Genomic DNA, 17,122 nt, shown 5'->3' on the forward strand with positions numbered 1-17,122 from the left:
CAACATCCCGTCATCACTATCAGGAGTCCGGAATGCAGGCATTAAAAGGAATCAGGGTCGTCGATCTGAGTCGCGCGCTGTCGGGGCCGTTCTGCTCGATGGTGCTCGCCGATCTCGGCGCCGACGTGATCAAGGTCGAGTCGGGCCCGAACGGCGACATGAGCCGCGCGTGGGGACCGTTCGATCGCGGCGTGAGCACGTACTACCTGTCCTGCAATCGCAACAAGCGCGGCATCTGCGTGGATTTCCGGCAGCCGGCCGGCGTCGACGTCGTACGCCGGCTGATCGCGCAGGCCGACGTCGTGATCGAGAACTTCAAGGCCGGCACGATGGACGCGATGGGGCTCGGCTACGGCGCGCTGAGCGCGCGGGATCCGCGGCTCGTGATGGGCAGCGTCACCGCGTTCGGCCCGCGCGGCCCGCTGCGCGACTGGCCGGGTTTCGACCAGATCGCGCAGGGGTACGCGGGGTTGATGAGCCTCACCGGCTTTCCTGACGGCGAGCCGACCCGCACCGGTACCGCGATCGGCGATCTCAGCTCGGGGATGTGGGTCGCGACCGGCGTCATCGCCGCGCTGTACGAGCGCGAACGCACGGGACGCGGCCAGCACGTCGGCACGTCGCTGCTCGAAAGCCTGGTCGCGCTGTTGAGCGTGCACGGCCAGCGCTACCTGAGCCTTGGCGACGTGCCGCGCCGCACGGGCAACGCACATGCGGTGATCGCGCCGTATGGCGTGTTCGAGACGGCCGACGGGCCGCTGAACCTCGCGCCGATCACGACCGACATGTGGCTGCGGTTGTGCCAGCTGCTCGAGCTGCCCGCGTTGCCGAACGATCCACGGTTCGCGACCAACGATGCGCGCGTCGCGAACCGCGACGCGTTGAAGGTGCTGCTCGAAAACCGCCTGCGCACGCGCGGCAAGCGCGAATGGACACAGCGTTTCGTCGAGGCCGGGTTGCCGGCCGGACCGATCCATACGCTCGACGAAGTGTTCGCCGATCCGCAGGTCGCGCACTGCGGGCTCGTGGAACCGGTCGCGCATCCGACGCTCGGGACGTTGCGCCAGGTCGTCACGCCGCTCGGCGGGATGGGTGACGACCGGCCGGCGCCGCGCACGCGCCATGCGCCGCCGTTGCTCGGCGAGCATACGGTCGACGTGCTGCGCGACGCCGGCTACGACGATGCGGCGATCGACGCGCTGCTGGCCGCGCGTGCGATCTTCCAGGCCGAAACCGCAGCGGAGGCCGTGCAATGAGCGCCCTGACCAAACGGGCGGCGCCGTCCGGCGTGACGGTCGACATGATCGGCGAACGCATCGCGCGCGTCCGGTTCGCCAATCCGGCGCGGCGCCACGCGCTCGATGCGCCGCTGCTCGAGCAGCTCGTCACGTTCCTCGACGCGCTGGCCGCGCACCGGCCGCCGCCCGTCGTGATCCTGTCGAACGACGGCAGCGGCGACGTGTGGAGCGCGGGCCACGACCTGCACGAACTTGCCGACGACCGCGATCCGCTCGCGTACGGCAAGCCGCTCGAACGCGCGCTGCGGCGCGTGCGGACCTATCCGGGCGCGGTCGTCGCGGCGGTCGCGGGTTCCGCGTGGGGCGGGGCGGTCGATCTCGTGATGAGCTGCGACATCGTCGTCGCGGAACGCGGCGCGCGCTTCGCGATGACGCCCGCGAACATCGGCCTGCCGTATTCGACGAGCGGCCTGCTGCGTTTTTACGACAACCTGCCGATCCATGTGCTGAAGGAGATGTTCTTCTGCGCGCAGCCGCTCGATGCGGAGCGCGCCGCGCATCACGGGCTCGTGAACCGGCTCGCGGAAGCCGGTGGCGTCGACGATGCCGCGCTCGACGTCGCGCGCACGATCGCCGCGAAGGCGCCGCTCGCGGTGCAGGCGGTGAAGGAGCAGTTGCGCGTGCTGCAGGACGCGCGACCGATGCCGGCCGATGCGTTCGAGCGGATTGCCGAGCTGCGCCGGCAGGCGTGCGAAGGCGCGGATTTCGACGAAGGCTTGCGTGCGTTCGCGGAGCGGCGTGCACCGGTGTTTCGCGGCATCTAGGGGGCGTCGCGGCACGATGGGGGGATGAGGTCGGCGGCGACGAGGCAGCTTGGGCACTGCCGCATGCGGCATGCCGCATCGACTCATCGGCGCGACGGCGCCTGCCGTCATCCCTCAGCCGATCGCGTGCACGCCGACCAGCAGCAATGCGCCGCCGACGATCAGCAGCAGCGCATGAATGCGCGTGACCATCACGCACACGGTCGACGCGACCGCGATCGCCCGCGCGGGCCAGCCGCCGTCGAGCGCCTGCAGCAGCACCCAGACCGACGCGAGGATCATGCCGGCCGCGACCGGGCGCAGGCCGGCTTCGAGTGCGGTCTGCCAGCGTGCGCCCTGGTGCCGCCGCCACAGATGCGCGACGCCGTAGATCATGAATGCCGTGGGCCCGAACAGCGCGAGCGTCGCGATCACCGCGCCCCAGAAGCCCGCGACCTGCCAGCCGATCAGCGTCGCGAGCAGCGAGCCGGGGCCCGGCGCCATCCGCGCGATCGCGAAGTCGTTCACGAACTGCGTGGCCGTCATCCAGTGATGCACGTCGACGACCTGCCGCTGGATGTCGGCGATGATCGCCTGACCCCCGCCGATCGTCGCGATCGACAGCGGTGCGAACACGCTGAACAGGGCGGCGTAGCGTGTCGACGCGATCATCGTTCGTCGCTCCCGTTGGGGGTGGCCGCCGCGCGGCGGTATTCGAGCGCGACGCTCAGCGTGCCGCCGATCAGCACGGTCCAGACGAGCGGCCAGTGCAGCACCGCCACCGACACGAACGTGAGCGCCGTCACCGCGAACGGCAGCGCGCGGCGCGGCAGCCGGCGCACCGCGGTGATCGCCATCGAGATCGACAGCCCGATCGCCGCGGCGGCCGCGCCCGCGAGCGCGACATGGGTGAGCGGAAAGCGCGTCAGCGTCGAGAACGCGACGCCGAACAGCACGATCAGCACGGCCGGCGGCGCGATGATGCCGGTGAAGCCGGCCACCGCGCCGCGCCACCCGGCCAGCCGGTAGCCGATCCAGATCGCGAGGTTCTTCACGTTGACGCCCGGCAGCGCTTGCGACAGCGCAAGGCCGTTGAGAAACGCCTCTTCATCGAGCCAGCGGCGCTCGTGCACGAAGTCGCGCATCATGCGCCCGCTCAGCCCGCCGCCGAAGCTGGTCAGGCCGATCTGCGCGAACGCGATGAACAGCGCGAGGACGCCGGGCGGCGGGGCATCGCCGTCGGGCGGCGCGGGGGCGATCGGGGTGGCGGGCGAAGACATCGGACGGACGGTGCGCGGCGGGTGGGCAATCGCCCATGGTAGCAAGCGGTGCCTGTCAGCACGCTGACATCGGGCTTGCGAAGGGCGCGGTGCCTCGCCCCCATGTCGCCGTCGAAGCCGGCCCTAGGCCCGCACGACCGTCACGCCCGCGGCCTCGATCGGCTCGGTCAGTGCCGCGTCGGTTTCACGTTCGACCACGATGGCCTGCGCGAGCGTGAGCTCGCCGATCACGAACTGCGACGCCGCACGCAGCTTGGATTGCGAAGCCAGCACGACCGTTTCGCCGGCACGCTCGGCCAATGCGCGCTTGATCGCCGCTTCCTCGAAGTCGCCCGTGCTCAGTCCCGCGACCGGATGAACGCCGGTCACGCCCATGAAATACAGGTCCGCGTGGACGCGCGCGATGCCCTCCATTGCCGCGGCGCCCACCGCGACGATCGAATGCTTGTACAACCGACCGCCGATCAGGATCACGTCGATCGACGGATGCGCGGCCAGCGCGACGGCGACGCTCGGGCTGTGCGTGACGATCGTCGCGCGCAGGTCGGTCGGCAACTGACTGACGAGCAAGGCCGACGTCGTGCCGCCGTCGACGATCGCGACCTGCCCGGGCGCGATCATCTGCGCGGCGCGGCGCGCGATGCGCCGCTTTTCCGCGGTTTCGAGCGCCTCGCGCTGCGCGAACGGCGCGACGGCCGGCGACGCCGGCAGCGCGCCGCCGTGCACGCGCTGCAGCAGGCCTTCGGCCGCCAGTTCGCGCAGGTCGCGGCGGATCGTGTCCTCGGACACGTCGAATTGCGCGCTCAGCTCGACAGCCAGCACCTGGCCGTCGCGGGCGAGCGCATCGAGGATCGCCTTCTTGCGTTGGGTCGTCAGCATCGGGTTTGCACGAAATTTCTTGAAATTGCACGAATATGCACGTTACCATGCGTGCCGTCACTTGTCGAATGGGAGGCCGCCATGGCCGCAACGCGGGACCGCGTCCGCATCGTCGATACGACGGTGCTGTCCGATGACTGGTATGTGCTGAAGAAGGTCACGTTCGATTTCCTGCGCCGCGACGGCACGTGGCAGCGCCTGAGCCGCGAAACCTACGACCGCGGCAACGGCGCGACCATCCTGCTGCGCAACGCGGCGACGGGCGACGTGCTGCTCACGCGGCAGTTCCGGATGCCGGCGTTCGTCAACGGACACGACGGGATGCTGCTCGAAGCCGCCGCCGGCCTGCTCGACGACGCGACGCCCGACGCGCGCATTCGCGCGGAGGCCGAAGAGGAAACCGGCTATCGGGTGCGCGGCGTGCGCAAGGTGTTCGAGGCGTTCATGAGTCCGGGCTCGGTGACGGAGAAGCTGCATTTCTTCGTCGGCGAATACGATGCGTCGCTGCGCACGGGAGACGGCGGCGGCATCGCGGAGGAGGGCGAGGATCTCGAGGTCGTCGAGATGCCGCTGCACGCGGCGCTGGATGCCGTCGAGCGCGGCGAGATCGTCGACGCGAAGACGATCATGCTGCTGCAGTACGTCGCGCTGCGGGAGCCCGCGGGCGGGCGCGCAACGACCGAATGATGCCGCGGCGCGGCGCTCGAACGGGCGTATGATCGCGCGACACCGATCGCGCACCGTTCGACGCTACCGCCGCTCCATCATGCCGCTTTCCGACTCGCCCGACTCGCCCGATTCCACCGGCGCTACCGATTTCAGCGCCGCTGACGCGCAACTGGCGCCCCATCTTGTCGCGTCCGCCGTCGAGGCGCTCGCGCGTGCCGATGCGCTGCTCGTGACGGCCGGCGCGGGTATCGGCGTCGATTCGGGGCTGCCCGATTTCCGCGGCACGGACGGTTTCTGGCGCGCGTATCCGGCGCTGCGCCACGCGCGTTTCGAATTCCACGAGATCGCGTCGCCGCAGGCGTTTCGCGCGCATCCGCAGCTTGCGTGGGGCTTTTACGGGCACCGCCTCGACCTCTACCGGCGGACGCTGCCGCACGCGGGCTTCGCGATCCTGCGGCGCTGGATGGACGCGATGCCGAACGGCGGCTTCGTGCTGACGAGCAATGTCGACGGCCAGTTCCAGAAGGCCGGTTTCGATCCGGCGCGTGTCGCCGAGATCCACGGTTCGATTCATTCGATGCAGTGCCTGCGACCCTGCTCGGACGATACGTGGGACGCCGCACCGTTCACGCCAGACGTCGACGCGGCCGCGTGCCGGCTGGTCGGCGAACTGCCGCGCTGCCCGCGTTGCGACGGCCTCGCGCGCCCGAACATCCTGATGTTCGGCGACCGCGGCTGGCTCGGCGAACGCTACGACGCACAGGAGCGGGCGCTGCAGGACTGGATCGCGCAGGCTGGATGGGTGACCGTCGTCGAGATCGGCGCGGGCACCGCGATTCCGACCGTGCGGCTGCTGAGCGAACGGCTCGGCGCCGACGTGATCCGCATCAACGCACGCGAAGCCCAGGCACGCCGCGCGGACGTGATCGGGCTGAAGGGCGGCGCGCTCGCGACGCTCGTCGCGCTCGACCGCGCACGGCACGGCGGCTGAGCGTCGCGGGACGAATCGGCCGGCCGCGGCCGCGCGATCACGGCTGCGCGACGAGCGCCTGGACGAGCGCCGGCGCGATCGGCGAGCCGAGGCCCGTCACATAGTCGTAGCCGCCCGCCGCGTTGCACACGCTGCCGCAATTGCCGTTGGATCCGGTCGTCACGTCGTGATAGTCGCTGCCGTAGGCGTTTTTCCCGACCGTATAGAGCGTGTCGTAGGTGCCGCTCAGCGGGTGCTTGCCGGCCGCCGTGCGCAGTGAATTCGCGATCGCGACGAGTGCCGACCATTGCGGCGCGCCCGCGCTGGTTCCGCCGACCTGGAACCAGCCGGCCTGCCCCTGATAGGTGACCGAGTCGTACACCGCGAAGCCGCTGGACGGATTCGCGTCGTAGCTGACGTCGGGCACGCCGCGCTTGCCGGCCACCGGCACCGGCCAGCCGGTCTGTCCGGCCGGCTCGGCCTCGAGCGTGCTGACGCCGCCGCCGCTGCCGCTCCACGCGGCCTCGCCGACGTAGGCGCCGGACGTGTCGGTGGACAACGTCGTGCCGCCTACCGCCACTACGTGCGGCGACGCCGCCGGGTACTCGGTGCCCGTTCCGCTGTCGCCGGACGACGCGACGAACGTGACGCCCGACACGTTGAAGTGGCTGTCGAAGCTGGTTTCGCTGCTGAACTCGTTGCCGCCGAAGCTCATCGACACGACCGACGCGCCGCGCTTGACCGCGACGTCGACCGCGGCCAGCAGGTCGTTGAAGCTGGCCGACGCGGCCTCGACGAGCACGATCTTCGCCTTCGGCGCGATCGCATGCACCCATTCGACGTCGAGCGCGATCTCGAGCGACCAGCCCGAATCGGCCCTGGGCCGCGTGCCGCGGGCATACACCTTGGTGAAACAGCCGTTCGCCGTGGTGCAGGCCGGCAACGAGAACGCGTTGCTGAATACGCCGAGATCGGACTCGATCCTCGGGTCGTCATACGCGTCGACGATCGCGACGACCATCCCGTCGCCCTGGTTGGCGAGCGAGTCGAACCCGTACGCATGGCGGGTGAGTGCGGGGGTGAGGCCGGCCACCGCGGCCGTGCTTGCGCGCGGCTTCGTATGGAATGGCGGACGCGCGTATCCCTTCGGTGCGCGGTTGCCTTCGACGTAGGACGGGGGGCCGTTGCCCTCGGCGAGTGCAACCGTCGACGCGAGCAGCAACGCGCACAGCGCCGGAATCAACATGGACGACCAGCGGATATTGTTCATTTTTCAAGTCTCCATGTCGATGGAGTAGGGGGCGAAACAATTCTACGAAATCGGTGAAGCCGATTGAATCGAATATCGGCCGGATGCGGGAAAGTCTGATAGGGGAAAGTACGCGGAATCCCCGTGAAACATGGCGTTTTCAGGGTTTACGTGTGACCGGATAAAACGGTCTTTTTTGATTTTAAAGAGCGGATAAATAATCGATCTGCATCTGATGGATTTGTAATGTCCTGCGTAATGCGCCGGAAAATATCGATTGAGGCAGGCACGCGGGAATAATGAAATGCGCGGGTCCCGTGCGACCCGCTCCGGCGCATGCCGTCCGTCCCGCCGGCATTGCCGTCGCGGCGCGATTCCGCATACAGTTCGGCGTAGGCCGCATCCGCCATGCGGCCTCGTCAGCGAGGAGCTCCCTTGTTCTATTCGATCGTCGCGATCTTCGTCGGCGCCGGCCTTGGCGCATTGCTGCGGTGGTTCCTGAGCCTCGCGCTCAACGAATTCTTTCCCGCCGTGCCGCTCGGCACGCTCGCCGCGAACCTGATCGGTGGTTACGTGATCGGCATCGCCGCCGTCGTCTTCACCACCCGCGTCGGGCTGCCGCCCGAGTGGCGGCTGTTCGTGATCACCGGCTTCCTCGGCGGCCTCACGACGTTCTCGACCTATTCGGTCGAAGTGATGGCGCACGCGGTGCAGGGCGAATTCGGATGGGCGTTCGCGGTGGCTGCCCTACACTTGACTGGATCGTTCACGCTGACGGCGCTCGGCATGTGGACCGCGCGCGCGTGGTTCGCGGCGGCCTGAGCGCACCGGCACCGGGAGGACGCGATGGACAGGGTCTTCTTGCGCTTCTACATGCACGAGCAGCACCGGCTGCACTGGAAGCCGCTGTGGGAGTGGTTGCTGGAGGAAGGCAACCGGATGGGCGTCGCGGGTGGTTCCGCGTTTCGTGCGATGGCCGGCTTCGGCCGGCATCGCGTGCTGCACGAGGACCGCTTTTTCGAACTGCAGGGTTCGCTTGCGATCGAGGTCGAGTTCATCGTCACCGAGGACGAGGCGCAGCGGTTGCTCGAGCGGGTGTCGCGCGAGAAAGTACGCATGTGCTACGCGATGATTCCGGCGCGCTTCGGGGTGATCGACACGCTCGGGGCGCCGCCGGCGCAGGGGCCGGCAGCGTAGCGCGACACGTCAGATGCCGAACATCGTCAGCGACACGGCGGCGCGCGTGACGATCATCAGCAACACCTGCACGATCACGAACAGCAGGATCGGCGACAGGTCGATGCCGCCGAGGTTCGGGATCACGCGGCGCAGCGGGTTCAGGAACGGCGCGGTGAGCTGGTACAGGATCGGCATCGCCGGCGAGCGCGGATTGAGCCACGACAGCAGCGCCATCAGGATCGTCATCCAGATCACGAGATTGAGCGCCCACTTCACGACCGTGAGCAGCGCGACCACGACGAGCGTCGCGATCACCGAGGCCGGATCGAAGCCGGCCATCACGACCATCAGCACCACATAGACGAGCGCGGTGAGGAGGGCGGCGACGACGCACGCCCAGTCGATGCCGCGCACGCCCGCGATCACGCGGCGCAGCGGCAGCACGAGCCAGTTGGTCGCCTGCAGCACGGCCTGCGTGACGGGGTTGTACGGCGGCACGCGGACGGCCTGCATCCAGACGCGCAGGATCAGCGCGGCGCCGAACAGCGTGAAGACGGTATTGAGCAGAAAACGGGCGATCTCGCCGAACATCGTTGGCATCCTTTTTATACAGTCGAGTAGCGTGCGGCCGCCAACGCCGGATGGCGGCGCATCGGCCGACACCTTATCACGCCTCGTCCCGCGGCGGGGAGGGGTGCCCGGTCGTGCGCCCGAGCGACGCTTCGACGGCCTGCGCGAGCGCCGGCAGCGCGGCCGGCGGCGCGGCGCGCCTGGCCGCGAGCGCGACCGCCCGGCGGGTCATCAGCGCATACAGCGTCGCGTGGTCGCCGCCGCGCGCCTCGAGCAGCGCGAGCTGACGCTCGACGATGCCGGTGTCGCCGCGCGACACCGGGCCCGCGAGTGCGTTCGCGAGGCCCTTGTCGCGCGCGGTCTCGATCGTGCCGGCGAGCATCGGCAGCAGTGCGCGCAACGCGGCTTCCTCGTCGAAGCCGAGGCCGCGCCACAGCTCGACCGCTTCCGACAGCCCGCATAGCGCGAAGCTCGCCGCGTAATGCGCGGCCGCGTGATAGAGCATCCGGCCGCCGGCCGGAATCGACAGCGGATGGCAGCCGAGTGCGGCAGCCAGTCGCAGCAGCGTCGCGTGCAGCGCGCCGTCGGCTTCGAGCGTGACCGAGCAGCCGTCGATGCGGGCGAGATCGGCGTCCGTGCCGCCGAACAGGTAGAGCGGATGGAAGCCGCCCGTGGCCGCGCCTTGCCGTTTTGCCGGATCGAGCAGCTCGACCGCCGACGCGCCGCTGCAGTGGACGAGCGCCTGGCTTGCCGCGCGCGCCGGGTCGAACCGCAGCGCTGCGCTGGTCGACGCGAGATGGTCGTCGGGCACGGTGAGGAAGATCAGGTCGGCGGCGTCGACGACCTGCTGCGGCGTGTCGACCGCCCGGCAGCCGGCGATGCGCGCGGCGAGTGCCGTGGCCGATTCCGCCGTGCGGCTCGCGATCGCGACGACCGGAAAGCCGGCCGCCGCGAAACGCAGGGTAAGGCAGCGCGCCAGGCGGCCGGCGCCGATGAAGCCGAGACGGGGAAGGTCGGGGAGGGACATGGCGGGTCACGAGCGAAAACGGAGCAGCCGCCAGTATCGCAGGAACGACCGGGCGGTCGCAGGTGGGTGGCGGCGGGCGGGTACGACTCGGACGGCGGCGTTCGACGCAGGGAACCGGTCAATTCGCGCGGCGGTTGCGCCGCCCGATGACGACCCCATGATCCGGCCCCGAATCACGCGGCGGCCGCGTCCGTCTTGAATTGTCGGCGTCTTGTCTCAAATTTGTAATCGTTCATTACGGAAGCATCTCCGCCGCACGTATCGGATCCGGTAAGACTGACCGGTCGATGTGTCGCGATTTCACTGGTCGGACGGAATCGCGCGACCGGCAAGGGATGTCGAGGATCCGCACAGCCGCGCCGCGCGGTGGCTGCAGCCGCGTGGAATTGCAATTTGCAACAAATGCGCGATACGCGTGGGGCGGGTTTTCGCTACATTGCTTCCATGCGACGTGCATGCCCGCCGTTGCCGACAGGAGCGCATAAATTACCGCTCCAGCAGGAGAATCGAAGTGAAAAAGCTCATTCCGTTCATCGCCGCCGCCGCGCTGGGCCTGGGTGCCGCGAGCGCCGCGCAGGCTCACGTGTCGATCGGGGTCGGCATCGGTATCCCGGTCGCACCCGCGTATCCCGTTTATGCAGCGCCGCCGCCCGTGTACTACGCACCGCCGCCCCCGCCCGTGTATTACGCGCCGGCGCCGGCATACTACGCACCGCCTCCCGTGGTCGTCGGCGGCTACTACGGCCGTCCGTACTGGCGTCACGGTTACGGCGGCTGGGGTCACCACGGCTACTGGCGTCGTTGACGCGTCCCGCGCGGCCTGACCGCGCGCGGCAAAACGGCGCAACGCCCCGCGAGGGACGTTGCGCCGTTTTTCATTCGGGCGGTGGTTCGGTGCGTGGCGGTCACACCGCGTGGGCAATCAGGTCGCGATAGCCGCCGACGATCACGCTGTACGAGAAATACGCGAACAGCAGCGCCGACGCGACGTGACACGCGCGCATCAGCCCCGCACCCGCGCGCTTGCGGCCCTGGCTCGCGAGCGTGCACATGAAGAGCGTCCACGCGAGACCGCCGAGGAAGAAGCCGGACAGGAACACCGACGCCGTCGCCGGCGTGGTCGCGCCGGCTTTCGCGATCAGCGCGCCGCCGACCGCCGCGAACCACAGGATCGCACTCGGCGACGACATCGCGAGCAGCATGCCGCGCATGAAGCTGCGCCGCGCGCTGGCACGCGGCTGCGGCGCGTCGTCCGCATCGCCGTCGTCGGCGTTATCGGCCGGCACGAGCGCTTCGCGCGCCATCTTCCACGTGAGGAACAGCAGCACCGCACCGCCGCCGATCCAGACGATCCAGCGCACGGCCTCGAACTGCAGCAGCACGGCCATCCCCGCGAGCGCGAGCGCCGCGTAGACGAGATCGCCGACGCACGAGCCGACGCCGAGCCAGAAGCCCGGCCGGAAGCCGTGCGACAGCGTCAGCGACAGCATCGCGACGTTGACGAGGCCGATGTCGAGACACAGCGACAGCGACAGGAAGAATCCGTCGGACAGCATCGAGGCGGGGGGGAAGCTCATCGTCGTTCTTGTCGGGTGCGTTCAGCGCGCGGACTTACAGTCCGATCTCCTGCCAGAGGCGGTCGACGCGCGCCTTCACGGCGGCGTCCATCTCGATCGGGCGGCCCCATTCGCGGTTCGTCTCGCCGGGCCACTTGTTGGTCGCGTCGAGTCCCATCTTCGAGCCGAGGCCCGCGACGGGCGACGCGAAATCGAGATAGTCGATCGGCGTGCTGTCGACCATCACGGTGTCGCGCACGGGGTCGACGCGCGTCGTGATCGCCCAGATCACCTCGTTCCAGTCGCGGATGTTCACGTCCTCGTCGACGACCACGATGAACTTCGTATACATGAACTGCCGCAGGAAGCTCCACACGCCGAACATCACGCGCTTCGCATGGCCGGCGTAGCTCTTCTTCATCTGGACGATGGCCATCCGGTAGCTGCAGCCTTCCGGCGGCAGGTAGAAGTCGGTGATCTCGGTGAACTGCTTCTGCAGCAGCGGCACGAACACCTCGTTGAGCGCGACGCCGAGCACGGCCGGCTCGTCGGGCGGCTTGCCCGTATAGGTCGAGTGATAGATCGCGTCGCGGCGCATCGTGATGCGCTCGACGGTGAACACCGGGAACCACTCCTGCTCGTTGTAGTAGCCGGTGTGGTCGCCGTACGGGCCTTCGAGCGCGTGCTCGTACGCGGCCGACGCGTTGCCGGCCGGCCGCGGCGGTGCGCCGGTCGGGGCGGGGGCGGGCGCGCCTTCCTGCGGATAGATGAAGCCTTCGAGCACGATCTCCGCGCGGGCGGGCACCTGCAGCGTGTCGACGCCGGGCGTCAGGCACTTCGCGAGCTCGGTGCGGCTGCCGCGCAGCAGGCCGGCGAACTGATACTCGGACAGCGAATCCGGCACCGGCGTCACCGCGCCGAGCGTCGTGGCCGGATCCGCGCCGAGCACGACCGCGACCGGATACGGCTTGCCGGGGTTCTGCAGCGCGAATTCACGGAAGTCCAGCGCACCGCCGCGATGCGCGAGCCAGCGCATGATCAGCTTGTTGCGGCCGATCAGCTGCTGGCGGTAGATGCCGAGGTTCTGGCGCGGCTTGTTCGGCCCGCGCGTGACCGTGAGGCCCCAGGTGACGAGCGGCCCCGCGTCGCCGGGCCAGCAGGTCTGGATCGGCAGCTGGTTCAGGTCGACGTCGGCGCCTTCCCGGACGATCTCCTGGCACGGCGGCGACGACACCGATTTCGGCGCCATGTCCCACACGGCCTTCGCGAGCGACAGCAGCTTGCCGGCGTCCTTCAGGCTCTTCGGCGGATCCGGCTCCTTGAGCGCGGACAGCAGCCGCCCGAGGTCGCGCAGCGAGCCGAGCGCGGCGTCGTCGCCCGCATCGACACCCATCCCGAGTGCGACGCGGCGCGGCGTGCCGAACAGGTTGCCGAGCACCGGGAACGCATGGCCGGGCGGCGCTGCGAACAGCAGCGCCGGGCCGCCGGCGCGCAGCACGCGGTCGCACAGCTCGGTCATTTCGAGCACGGGCGACACGGGTTGCGTGACGCGCCGCAGTTCGCCGAGCGCCTCGAGGCGCTGGATGAAATCGCGTAAGTCTTTGTATTTCATGAGGAAGGTCCGGGCCGCCCGCAAGGCGGGCAGCGATGGGCGGGCGCAGCGGCCGGCTGCGGCCCCGAATCGACCGACGATTTTACCCGGGCCGCCGCGCGCACGCCCGGCGGAGAAAAAAGTCGACCGCGCGCAGAGCCCCTACGGCAGGGGGCTCGCGATCTGAAGGGCGGTTCAAAATTACTTTTTGTTATAATTTGAAGGTTTTATAGTGTTGACGATCTATAAAACCCTGCTAGAATCCGCTCACATTGGTTGCAGGGTAAAAGGCTTCGAGCCGCCAATCACCGATCTTTGACGCAGCGCGTCACCGTCCGCCGAAACCTGCACGGCGTATTCGACGGCCTTTGTCGTAGTCCCAGCCAGCGCCACCAGACGCTGGTTTTTTGCGTGGGTGCCACCGCGTATGCCCGCCTCGCCCAGTGTGCGAAGGTGCCGGCCCTCTTACACCGTGGCCTCGAACGGTACTTATACCGTTTCCCCGATGCTTGCACGTCCCAACCAAGGCGTGCGGCGTCGTGATTCCGCGGCGCGTTTTCTGTCTCGCCATCGAGCCGAGCGAGCCGCACGAGTCATGTTCATGGGAGATGATCTGAATGAACGCTTGGTTATCGTGGCGTCCCAGTCAGCAGCATGCACAAATCGTGCGCAACATGCTGCGTCGCGGGACGCGTGTCAGTCACCATTTATTCAGCGTTGTCGGCTGTTTCGCTGTCGCGGTCGCACTTGCCCTGTGGCTGCTGCCGACCGTGCGCGGGAACCTCGCCGCGAAGCTGATGCCGGTCGTATCCGCGGCCGTGCAGGCCGGTCCGGCCCGTCTGCTGACCGGCCATCCGCTGCCGAACTTCGCGCCCGCCGGCGCGCAGCCGCAGCAGGAAGACGCCCCCGAAACGGATGCGCTCGCCGTCGGTCTCGACGTCGCACCGGAAACCGCCGCGCAGAACGATGCGTCCGATCCGGCCCGCAACGGCCCGTCGCCCGTCGCGCTCGCGAAACTGATCCCGACCCAGCGGGTCCCGGCCGATGCGCGCGACGATCGTGCGCTCGCGTCGAACCGCCAGCAGGCGCTCGTCGCCACCTACCTGTCGCGCCGTTACCGGGTCGCCCAGGAGCCGCTCGGCCAGCTCGTCAAGGCCGCGTTCCAGACCGGCCACGACGTCGGCCTCGATCCGCTGCTGCTGCTGTCCGTGATGGCGATCGAATCGGGCTTCAACCCGTACGCGGAAAGCGGCGTCGGCGCGCAAGGCCTGATGCAGGTCATGTCGAAGGTCCATTCCGACAAGTTCGAATATTTCGGCGGTACCGACACCGCGCTGCAACCGCTCGCGAACCTGCAGGTCGGCGCGCTCGTGCTGAAGGACTGTATCGCCCGCGGCGGCTCGCTTGCGAACGGCCTGCGTATGTACAACGGTTCGACCAATCCGGACGACACCGTGTACGGCTCGAAGGTCATGGCCGAGCGTGGCCGCCTGCGCGACGTCGCGCACGGTCGCAGCGTGCCGGTCAATGCGCCGCAGGCGCCGGCCCAGCCGGCGAAGCCGATCGTCACCGCGGCCGTGACGGCAGCGGCAGGCGGCACGAAGCGCGTGCACGCGACGCTCGACACCGCACAGCCGATCGCCGCGAAGGCCGTTGCCGCGCCGAAGGGCGCGCCGCAGCAGGACGACGCAAGCGTCGACACCGCGAAGCAGGCGCACGGCGATCACTCGGAACTCGGCGCTTAACGTCGCGCGGGTCCCGCGGTTCCGGCCAGGCCACAGCCAGAAGGCACCCGATTTCGGGTGCCTTTTCTTTTTGTGCGGAAGGAATGGCCCGGCGCGCCGGCCGGGAAGGCCGGTCGTCGGGACGTGTCAGTGCTGGCCGAACAGCGTCGCGAGCCGCTCGACGGCCTCTTCGAGGCGCGAGTAGGCGGTCGCATAGGACAGCCGGATATAGTCGCGCGGCGCATGCACGCCGAAATCCATGCCCGGCACCAGCACGACGCCCGCGTCGTGCAGCATCGCCTGCGTGAGCGCGGCGCTGTCGCCGGCCGCCGGATGGGCGACGCCGCCGCAGTGCGCATACACGTAGAACGCGCCGTCCGGCATCACGGGCACCGTGAAGCCGAGCCGTTCGAGCGCCGGCGCGATGAAGTCGCGGCGACGCTTGAATTCGAGGCGGCGCGCCTCGTAGATGTCGAGCGCCGCCGGTTCGAAGCACGCGAGCGCCGCGTGCTGCGCGAGCGCGGACGGGCAGATGAACAGGTTCTGCGACAGCTTTTCGAACGTGCTCACGAGCGCGGGCGGCACGACCAGCCAGCCGAGCCGCCAGCCGGTCATGCTGAAGTACTTCGAGAAGCTGTTGACGGTGACGACATCGTCGCCGTATGACAGCGCCGACACGGGCGCCGCGTCATAGCTGAGCCCCTGGTAGATCTCGTCGACGATCGTGAAGCCGCCGCGTGTGCGCACGGCTTCGACGATCCGCTTCAGTTCGTCCGGCTCGAGCGACGTGCCGGTCGGGTTCGACGGCGACGCGAGCAGCACGCCGCGCGTGCGGCTGCCCCAGCGCGTGCGGACGTCGTCCGCGGTGAGCTGGAAGCGCGCTTCCGGGCCGCTCGGCACGAGCACCGGGCGGCCTTCGGCCGCCGCGACGAAGTGCCGGTTGCACGGATACGACGGGTCGGGCATCAGCACCTCGTCGTCGCGGCCGACGAGCGCGAGGCACGCGAGCAGCAGCGCGGCCGACGCACCGGCCGTCACGACGATCCGCTCCGGGCTGATCGTGAGGCCGTAGGCGCGCGCGTAGTGCGCGGCGATCGCTTCGCGCAGCGGCGCGATGCCGAGCGCGCTCGTGTACTGCGTGACGCCGCGGCGCAACGCGGCAGCCGCCGCCTCGACGACGGGCTCCGGCGCGGTGAAGTCCGGTTCGCCGATGCCCATGTGGATAACATCGCGCCCGGAGGACTCGAGCCGCTGTGCCTCCTTCATCAATTCCATCACGTAGAAGGGCTGGATCGCGTCGACGCGTGCGGCGAGCGTGACGAGCGAATCGGCGGTGGTATTCATCGGTCGGGCGGAGCGGGGAGGAGGAGGGGGAACGAAAAACGGGCGCTTGCGCGCCCGTCCAACTGCGGAATCAGCCGTTGCGGCGCGCCTGCGTTTCGGCGGGGCGCAGCTTCGCGGCGAGCTTGTCGAGCACGCCGTTGACGTACTTGTAGCCGTCGGAGCCGCCGAACGTCTTCGCGAGTTCGACTGCTTCGTTGATGATCACGCGGTACGGCGTTTCGACATGATGCGTGAGCTCGAACGTCGCGATCAGCAGCACGGCGCGTTCGACCGGCGACAGCTGGTCGACCGGACGGTCCAGCGACGGCGTGAGGGCTTCGACGAGCGTTGCATGCTCGCGAATCACGCCGTGCAGGATCGCGTCGAGCAGCTCCTTGTCGGCCTTGTCGTAACCGAGCGCGCCGCGCAGTTGCGCGTCGATCTCGCCGGAGGCCGCGTTCGACAGCAGCCACTGATACAGGCCCTGCGTCGCCAGCTCGCGCGATTGTCGGCGGGCGCTCTTCTTCATGCGCGCTCCTCTTCGTCGTCTTCGTCTTCTTCTTCGTCCTCGTCCTCGTCGTCGCCGAGCTGGTCGAGTGCCATCGTCAGGTTGGCCATCTCGACCGCGACGCGTGCGGCGTCACGACCCTTTTCGGTCATGCGCGCGACAGCTTGCTCGTCGTTTTCGGTCGTCAGGACCGCGTTCGCGATCGGCAGGTTGAAGTCGAGGCCGATGCGGGTGATGCCCGCGCCGCTTTCGTTCGACACGAGTTCGAAGTGGTACGTCTCGCCGCGGATCACCGCGCCGAGCGCGATCAGTGCGTCGAACTGGCCGCTTTCCGCGAGCTTCTGCAGCGCGAGCGGGATTTCCAGCGCGCCGGGCACCGACACGAGCAGCACGTCTTCACCGGAGACGCCGAGGCGCTCGAGTTCCTCGACGCACGCATCGGCGAGGCCGTTGCAGACGGGTTCGTTGAAGCGGGATTGCACGATGCCGATACGCAGGCCGTCGCCTTCGAGATTCGGTTGGTATTGTCCGATTTCCATGATCTGGTCCGTGGTGT

At 68.9% G+C, this 17,122-nt stretch carries 20 protein-coding genes; 8 read left to right on the top strand and 12 right to left on the bottom strand.

Going from position 1 to position 17,122, the window contains the following annotated elements; all coding sequences use genetic code 11:
- Positions 1-32: 32 nt before the first annotated feature.
- Together U5771_RS07525 and scpB are read left to right on the top strand one after the other, a co-directional pair.
- Complete coding sequence (locus tag U5771_RS07525) at positions 33-1,256, top strand: CoA transferase (RefSeq protein ID WP_322023386.1); 1,224 nt, start codon at positions 33-35, stop codon at positions 1,254-1,256.
- Positions 1,253-2,062: a methylmalonyl-CoA decarboxylase gene (scpB, locus tag U5771_RS07530; protein WP_322023387.1), complete on the top strand. Its 810-nt coding sequence runs from the start codon at positions 1,253-1,255 to the stop codon at positions 2,060-2,062. Before U5771_RS07525 ends, scpB begins: the two co-directional genes overlap by 4 nt.
- Before the next feature lie 114 nt (positions 2,063-2,176).
- Here the strand turns inward: scpB and U5771_RS07535 are convergent, their stop codons facing one another.
- The 3 genes from U5771_RS07535 to U5771_RS07545 form a co-directional block, all read right to left on the bottom strand.
- Positions 2,177-2,713 (bottom strand): chromate transporter, encoded by a 537-nt coding sequence (locus U5771_RS07535; RefSeq protein WP_322023388.1) that lies wholly within the window; start codon positions 2,711-2,713, stop codon positions 2,177-2,179.
- A complete protein-coding gene (locus U5771_RS07540) occupies positions 2,710-3,321 on the bottom strand; it encodes a chromate transporter (RefSeq protein WP_322023389.1) in 612 nt (203 codons plus the stop codon). Before U5771_RS07540 ends, U5771_RS07535 begins: the two co-directional genes overlap by 4 nt.
- A gap of 123 nt (positions 3,322-3,444) precedes the next feature.
- Positions 3,445-4,200, bottom strand: a complete 756-nt coding sequence (locus U5771_RS07545) for a DeoR/GlpR family DNA-binding transcription regulator (RefSeq protein WP_322023390.1) — start codon at positions 4,198-4,200, stop codon at positions 3,445-3,447.
- An 81-nt stretch (positions 4,201-4,281) separates the two neighbouring features.
- Here U5771_RS07545 and U5771_RS07550 point away from each other — a divergent pair, with 81 nt between their 5' ends.
- Together U5771_RS07550 and U5771_RS07555 are read left to right on the top strand one after the other, a co-directional pair.
- Positions 4,282-4,887 (top strand): NUDIX domain-containing protein, encoded by a 606-nt coding sequence (locus tag U5771_RS07550; RefSeq protein WP_322023391.1) that lies wholly within the window; start codon positions 4,282-4,284, stop codon positions 4,885-4,887.
- Positions 4,888-4,966: 79 nt separating this feature from the next.
- Positions 4,967-5,860, top strand: coding sequence for an SIR2 family NAD-dependent protein deacylase (locus U5771_RS07555; protein WP_322023392.1), 894 nt, complete (start codon positions 4,967-4,969; stop codon positions 5,858-5,860).
- A 37-nt stretch (positions 5,861-5,897) separates the two neighbouring features.
- Here U5771_RS07555 and U5771_RS07560 read toward each other — a convergent pair whose 3' ends face one another.
- Both U5771_RS07560 and U5771_RS07565 read right to left on the bottom strand, forming a co-directional pair.
- Positions 5,898-7,109, bottom strand: a complete 1,212-nt coding sequence (locus U5771_RS07560; protein ID WP_322023393.1) for a S53 family peptidase — start codon at positions 7,107-7,109, stop codon at positions 5,898-5,900.
- Positions 7,110-7,255: 146 nt separating this feature from the next.
- A complete protein-coding gene (locus U5771_RS07565) occupies positions 7,256-7,498 on the bottom strand; it encodes a hypothetical protein (RefSeq protein ID WP_322023394.1) in 243 nt (80 codons plus the stop codon).
- Between the two features lie 25 nt (positions 7,499-7,523).
- Here U5771_RS07565 and crcB point away from each other — a divergent pair, with 25 nt between their 5' ends.
- Entirely contained in the window at positions 7,524-7,910 is a 387-nt protein-coding gene (gene crcB / locus U5771_RS07570; protein WP_322023395.1) for a fluoride efflux transporter CrcB, read from the top strand.
- A gap of 24 nt (positions 7,911-7,934) precedes the next feature.
- Complete coding sequence (locus U5771_RS07575) at positions 7,935-8,285, top strand: DUF190 domain-containing protein (protein ID WP_322023396.1); 351 nt, start codon at positions 7,935-7,937, stop codon at positions 8,283-8,285.
- A 9-nt stretch (positions 8,286-8,294) separates the two neighbouring features.
- On the opposite strand, the gene U5771_RS07580 is transcribed toward U5771_RS07575, so the two are convergent.
- Positions 8,295-8,858 (bottom strand): YggT family protein, encoded by a 564-nt coding sequence (locus U5771_RS07580; protein ID WP_322023397.1) that lies wholly within the window; start codon positions 8,856-8,858, stop codon positions 8,295-8,297.
- A gap of 76 nt (positions 8,859-8,934) precedes the next feature.
- Positions 8,935-9,864 carry a Rossmann-like and DUF2520 domain-containing protein gene (locus U5771_RS07585; protein WP_322023398.1) on the bottom strand — a complete coding sequence of 310 codons (930 nt, stop codon included), beginning with the start codon at positions 9,862-9,864 and terminating at the stop codon, positions 8,935-8,937.
- A gap of 511 nt (positions 9,865-10,375) precedes the next feature.
- Here U5771_RS07585 and U5771_RS07590 point away from each other — a divergent pair.
- Complete coding sequence (locus U5771_RS07590) at positions 10,376-10,669, top strand: hypothetical protein (RefSeq protein ID WP_322023399.1); 294 nt, start codon at positions 10,376-10,378, stop codon at positions 10,667-10,669.
- A 100-nt stretch (positions 10,670-10,769) separates the two neighbouring features.
- Here U5771_RS07590 and U5771_RS07595 read toward each other — a convergent pair whose 3' ends face one another.
- Together U5771_RS07595 and U5771_RS07600 are read right to left on the bottom strand one after the other, a co-directional pair.
- Positions 10,770-11,441 (bottom strand): LysE family translocator, encoded by a 672-nt coding sequence (locus U5771_RS07595; RefSeq protein WP_322023400.1) that lies wholly within the window; start codon positions 11,439-11,441, stop codon positions 10,770-10,772.
- A gap of 34 nt (positions 11,442-11,475) precedes the next feature.
- Positions 11,476-13,032 (bottom strand): UbiD family decarboxylase, encoded by a 1,557-nt coding sequence (locus U5771_RS07600; RefSeq protein WP_322023401.1) that lies wholly within the window; start codon positions 13,030-13,032, stop codon positions 11,476-11,478.
- A 596-nt stretch (positions 13,033-13,628) separates the two neighbouring features.
- Between U5771_RS07600 and U5771_RS07605 the strand changes: the two genes are divergently transcribed.
- Positions 13,629-14,756, top strand: coding sequence for a transglycosylase SLT domain-containing protein (locus tag U5771_RS07605; protein WP_322023402.1), 1,128 nt, complete (start codon positions 13,629-13,631; stop codon positions 14,754-14,756).
- A gap of 126 nt (positions 14,757-14,882) precedes the next feature.
- Here the strand turns inward: U5771_RS07605 and U5771_RS07610 are convergent, their stop codons facing one another.
- The 3 genes from U5771_RS07610 to ribH all read right to left on the bottom strand — a co-directional run bounded on the left by U5771_RS07610 (position 14,883) and on the right by ribH (position 17,105).
- Positions 14,883-16,079, bottom strand: coding sequence for a pyridoxal phosphate-dependent aminotransferase (locus U5771_RS07610; RefSeq protein ID WP_322023403.1), 1,197 nt, complete (start codon positions 16,077-16,079; stop codon positions 14,883-14,885).
- A gap of 70 nt (positions 16,080-16,149) precedes the next feature.
- The gene (gene nusB / locus U5771_RS07615; RefSeq protein ID WP_059530215.1) at positions 16,150-16,587 is read right to left on the bottom strand and encodes a transcription antitermination factor NusB; all 438 of its coding nucleotides are present in this window, start codon (positions 16,585-16,587) and stop codon (positions 16,150-16,152) included.
- The gene (ribH, locus tag U5771_RS07620) at positions 16,584-17,105 is read right to left on the bottom strand and encodes a 6,7-dimethyl-8-ribityllumazine synthase (protein ID WP_096503569.1); all 522 of its coding nucleotides are present in this window, start codon (positions 17,103-17,105) and stop codon (positions 16,584-16,586) included. Before ribH ends, nusB begins: the two co-directional genes overlap by 4 nt.
- Positions 17,106-17,122: the final 17 nt, after the last annotated feature.

It is taken from the genome of Burkholderia sp. BCC1977, from assembly GCF_905339595.1.
In the GTDB taxonomy this organism is placed as follows: domain Bacteria; phylum Pseudomonadota; class Gammaproteobacteria; order Burkholderiales; family Burkholderiaceae; genus Burkholderia.

What these genes read in the sequence shown, in the direction of transcription:
- U5771_RS07605 (WP_322023402.1), top strand. Translation starts at nt 13,629, where the DNA reads ATGAACGCTTGGTTATCGTGGCGTCCCAGTCAGCAGCATGCACAAATC.
- nusB (WP_059530215.1), bottom strand. Translation starts at nt 16,587, where the DNA reads ATGAAGAAGAGCGCCCGCCGACAATCGCGCGAGCTGGCGACGCAGGGC.
- U5771_RS07555 (WP_322023392.1), top strand. Translation starts at nt 4,967, where the DNA reads ATGCCGCTTTCCGACTCGCCCGACTCGCCCGATTCCACCGGCGCTACC.
- U5771_RS07550 (WP_322023391.1), top strand. Translation starts at nt 4,282, where the DNA reads ATGGCCGCAACGCGGGACCGCGTCCGCATCGTCGATACGACGGTGCTG.
- U5771_RS07535 (WP_322023388.1), bottom strand. Translation starts at nt 2,713, where the DNA reads ATGATCGCGTCGACACGCTACGCCGCCCTGTTCAGCGTGTTCGCACCG.
- U5771_RS07525 (WP_322023386.1), top strand. Translation starts at nt 33, where the DNA reads ATGCAGGCATTAAAAGGAATCAGGGTCGTCGATCTGAGTCGCGCGCTG.
- U5771_RS07610 (WP_322023403.1), bottom strand. Translation starts at nt 16,079, where the DNA reads ATGAATACCACCGCCGATTCGCTCGTCACGCTCGCCGCACGCGTCGAC.
- U5771_RS07580 (WP_322023397.1), bottom strand. Translation starts at nt 8,858, where the DNA reads ATGTTCGGCGAGATCGCCCGTTTTCTGCTCAATACCGTCTTCACGCTG.
- scpB (WP_322023387.1), top strand. Translation starts at nt 1,253, where the DNA reads ATGAGCGCCCTGACCAAACGGGCGGCGCCGTCCGGCGTGACGGTCGAC.
- U5771_RS07540 (WP_322023389.1), bottom strand. Translation starts at nt 3,321, where the DNA reads ATGTCTTCGCCCGCCACCCCGATCGCCCCCGCGCCGCCCGACGGCGAT.
- U5771_RS07560 (WP_322023393.1), bottom strand. Translation starts at nt 7,109, where the DNA reads ATGAACAATATCCGCTGGTCGTCCATGTTGATTCCGGCGCTGTGCGCG.
- U5771_RS07595 (WP_322023400.1), bottom strand. Translation starts at nt 11,441, where the DNA reads ATGAGCTTCCCCCCCGCCTCGATGCTGTCCGACGGATTCTTCCTGTCG.
- U5771_RS07565 (WP_322023394.1), bottom strand. Translation starts at nt 7,498, where the DNA reads ATGGCGGATGCGGCCTACGCCGAACTGTATGCGGAATCGCGCCGCGAC.
- ribH (WP_096503569.1), bottom strand. Translation starts at nt 17,105, where the DNA reads ATGGAAATCGGACAATACCAACCGAATCTCGAAGGCGACGGCCTGCGT.
- U5771_RS07545 (WP_322023390.1), bottom strand. Translation starts at nt 4,200, where the DNA reads ATGCTGACGACCCAACGCAAGAAGGCGATCCTCGATGCGCTCGCCCGC.
- U5771_RS07585 (WP_322023398.1), bottom strand. Translation starts at nt 9,864, where the DNA reads ATGTCCCTCCCCGACCTTCCCCGTCTCGGCTTCATCGGCGCCGGCCGC.
- U5771_RS07600 (WP_322023401.1), bottom strand. Translation starts at nt 13,032, where the DNA reads ATGAAATACAAAGACTTACGCGATTTCATCCAGCGCCTCGAGGCGCTC.
- U5771_RS07575 (WP_322023396.1), top strand. Translation starts at nt 7,935, where the DNA reads ATGGACAGGGTCTTCTTGCGCTTCTACATGCACGAGCAGCACCGGCTG.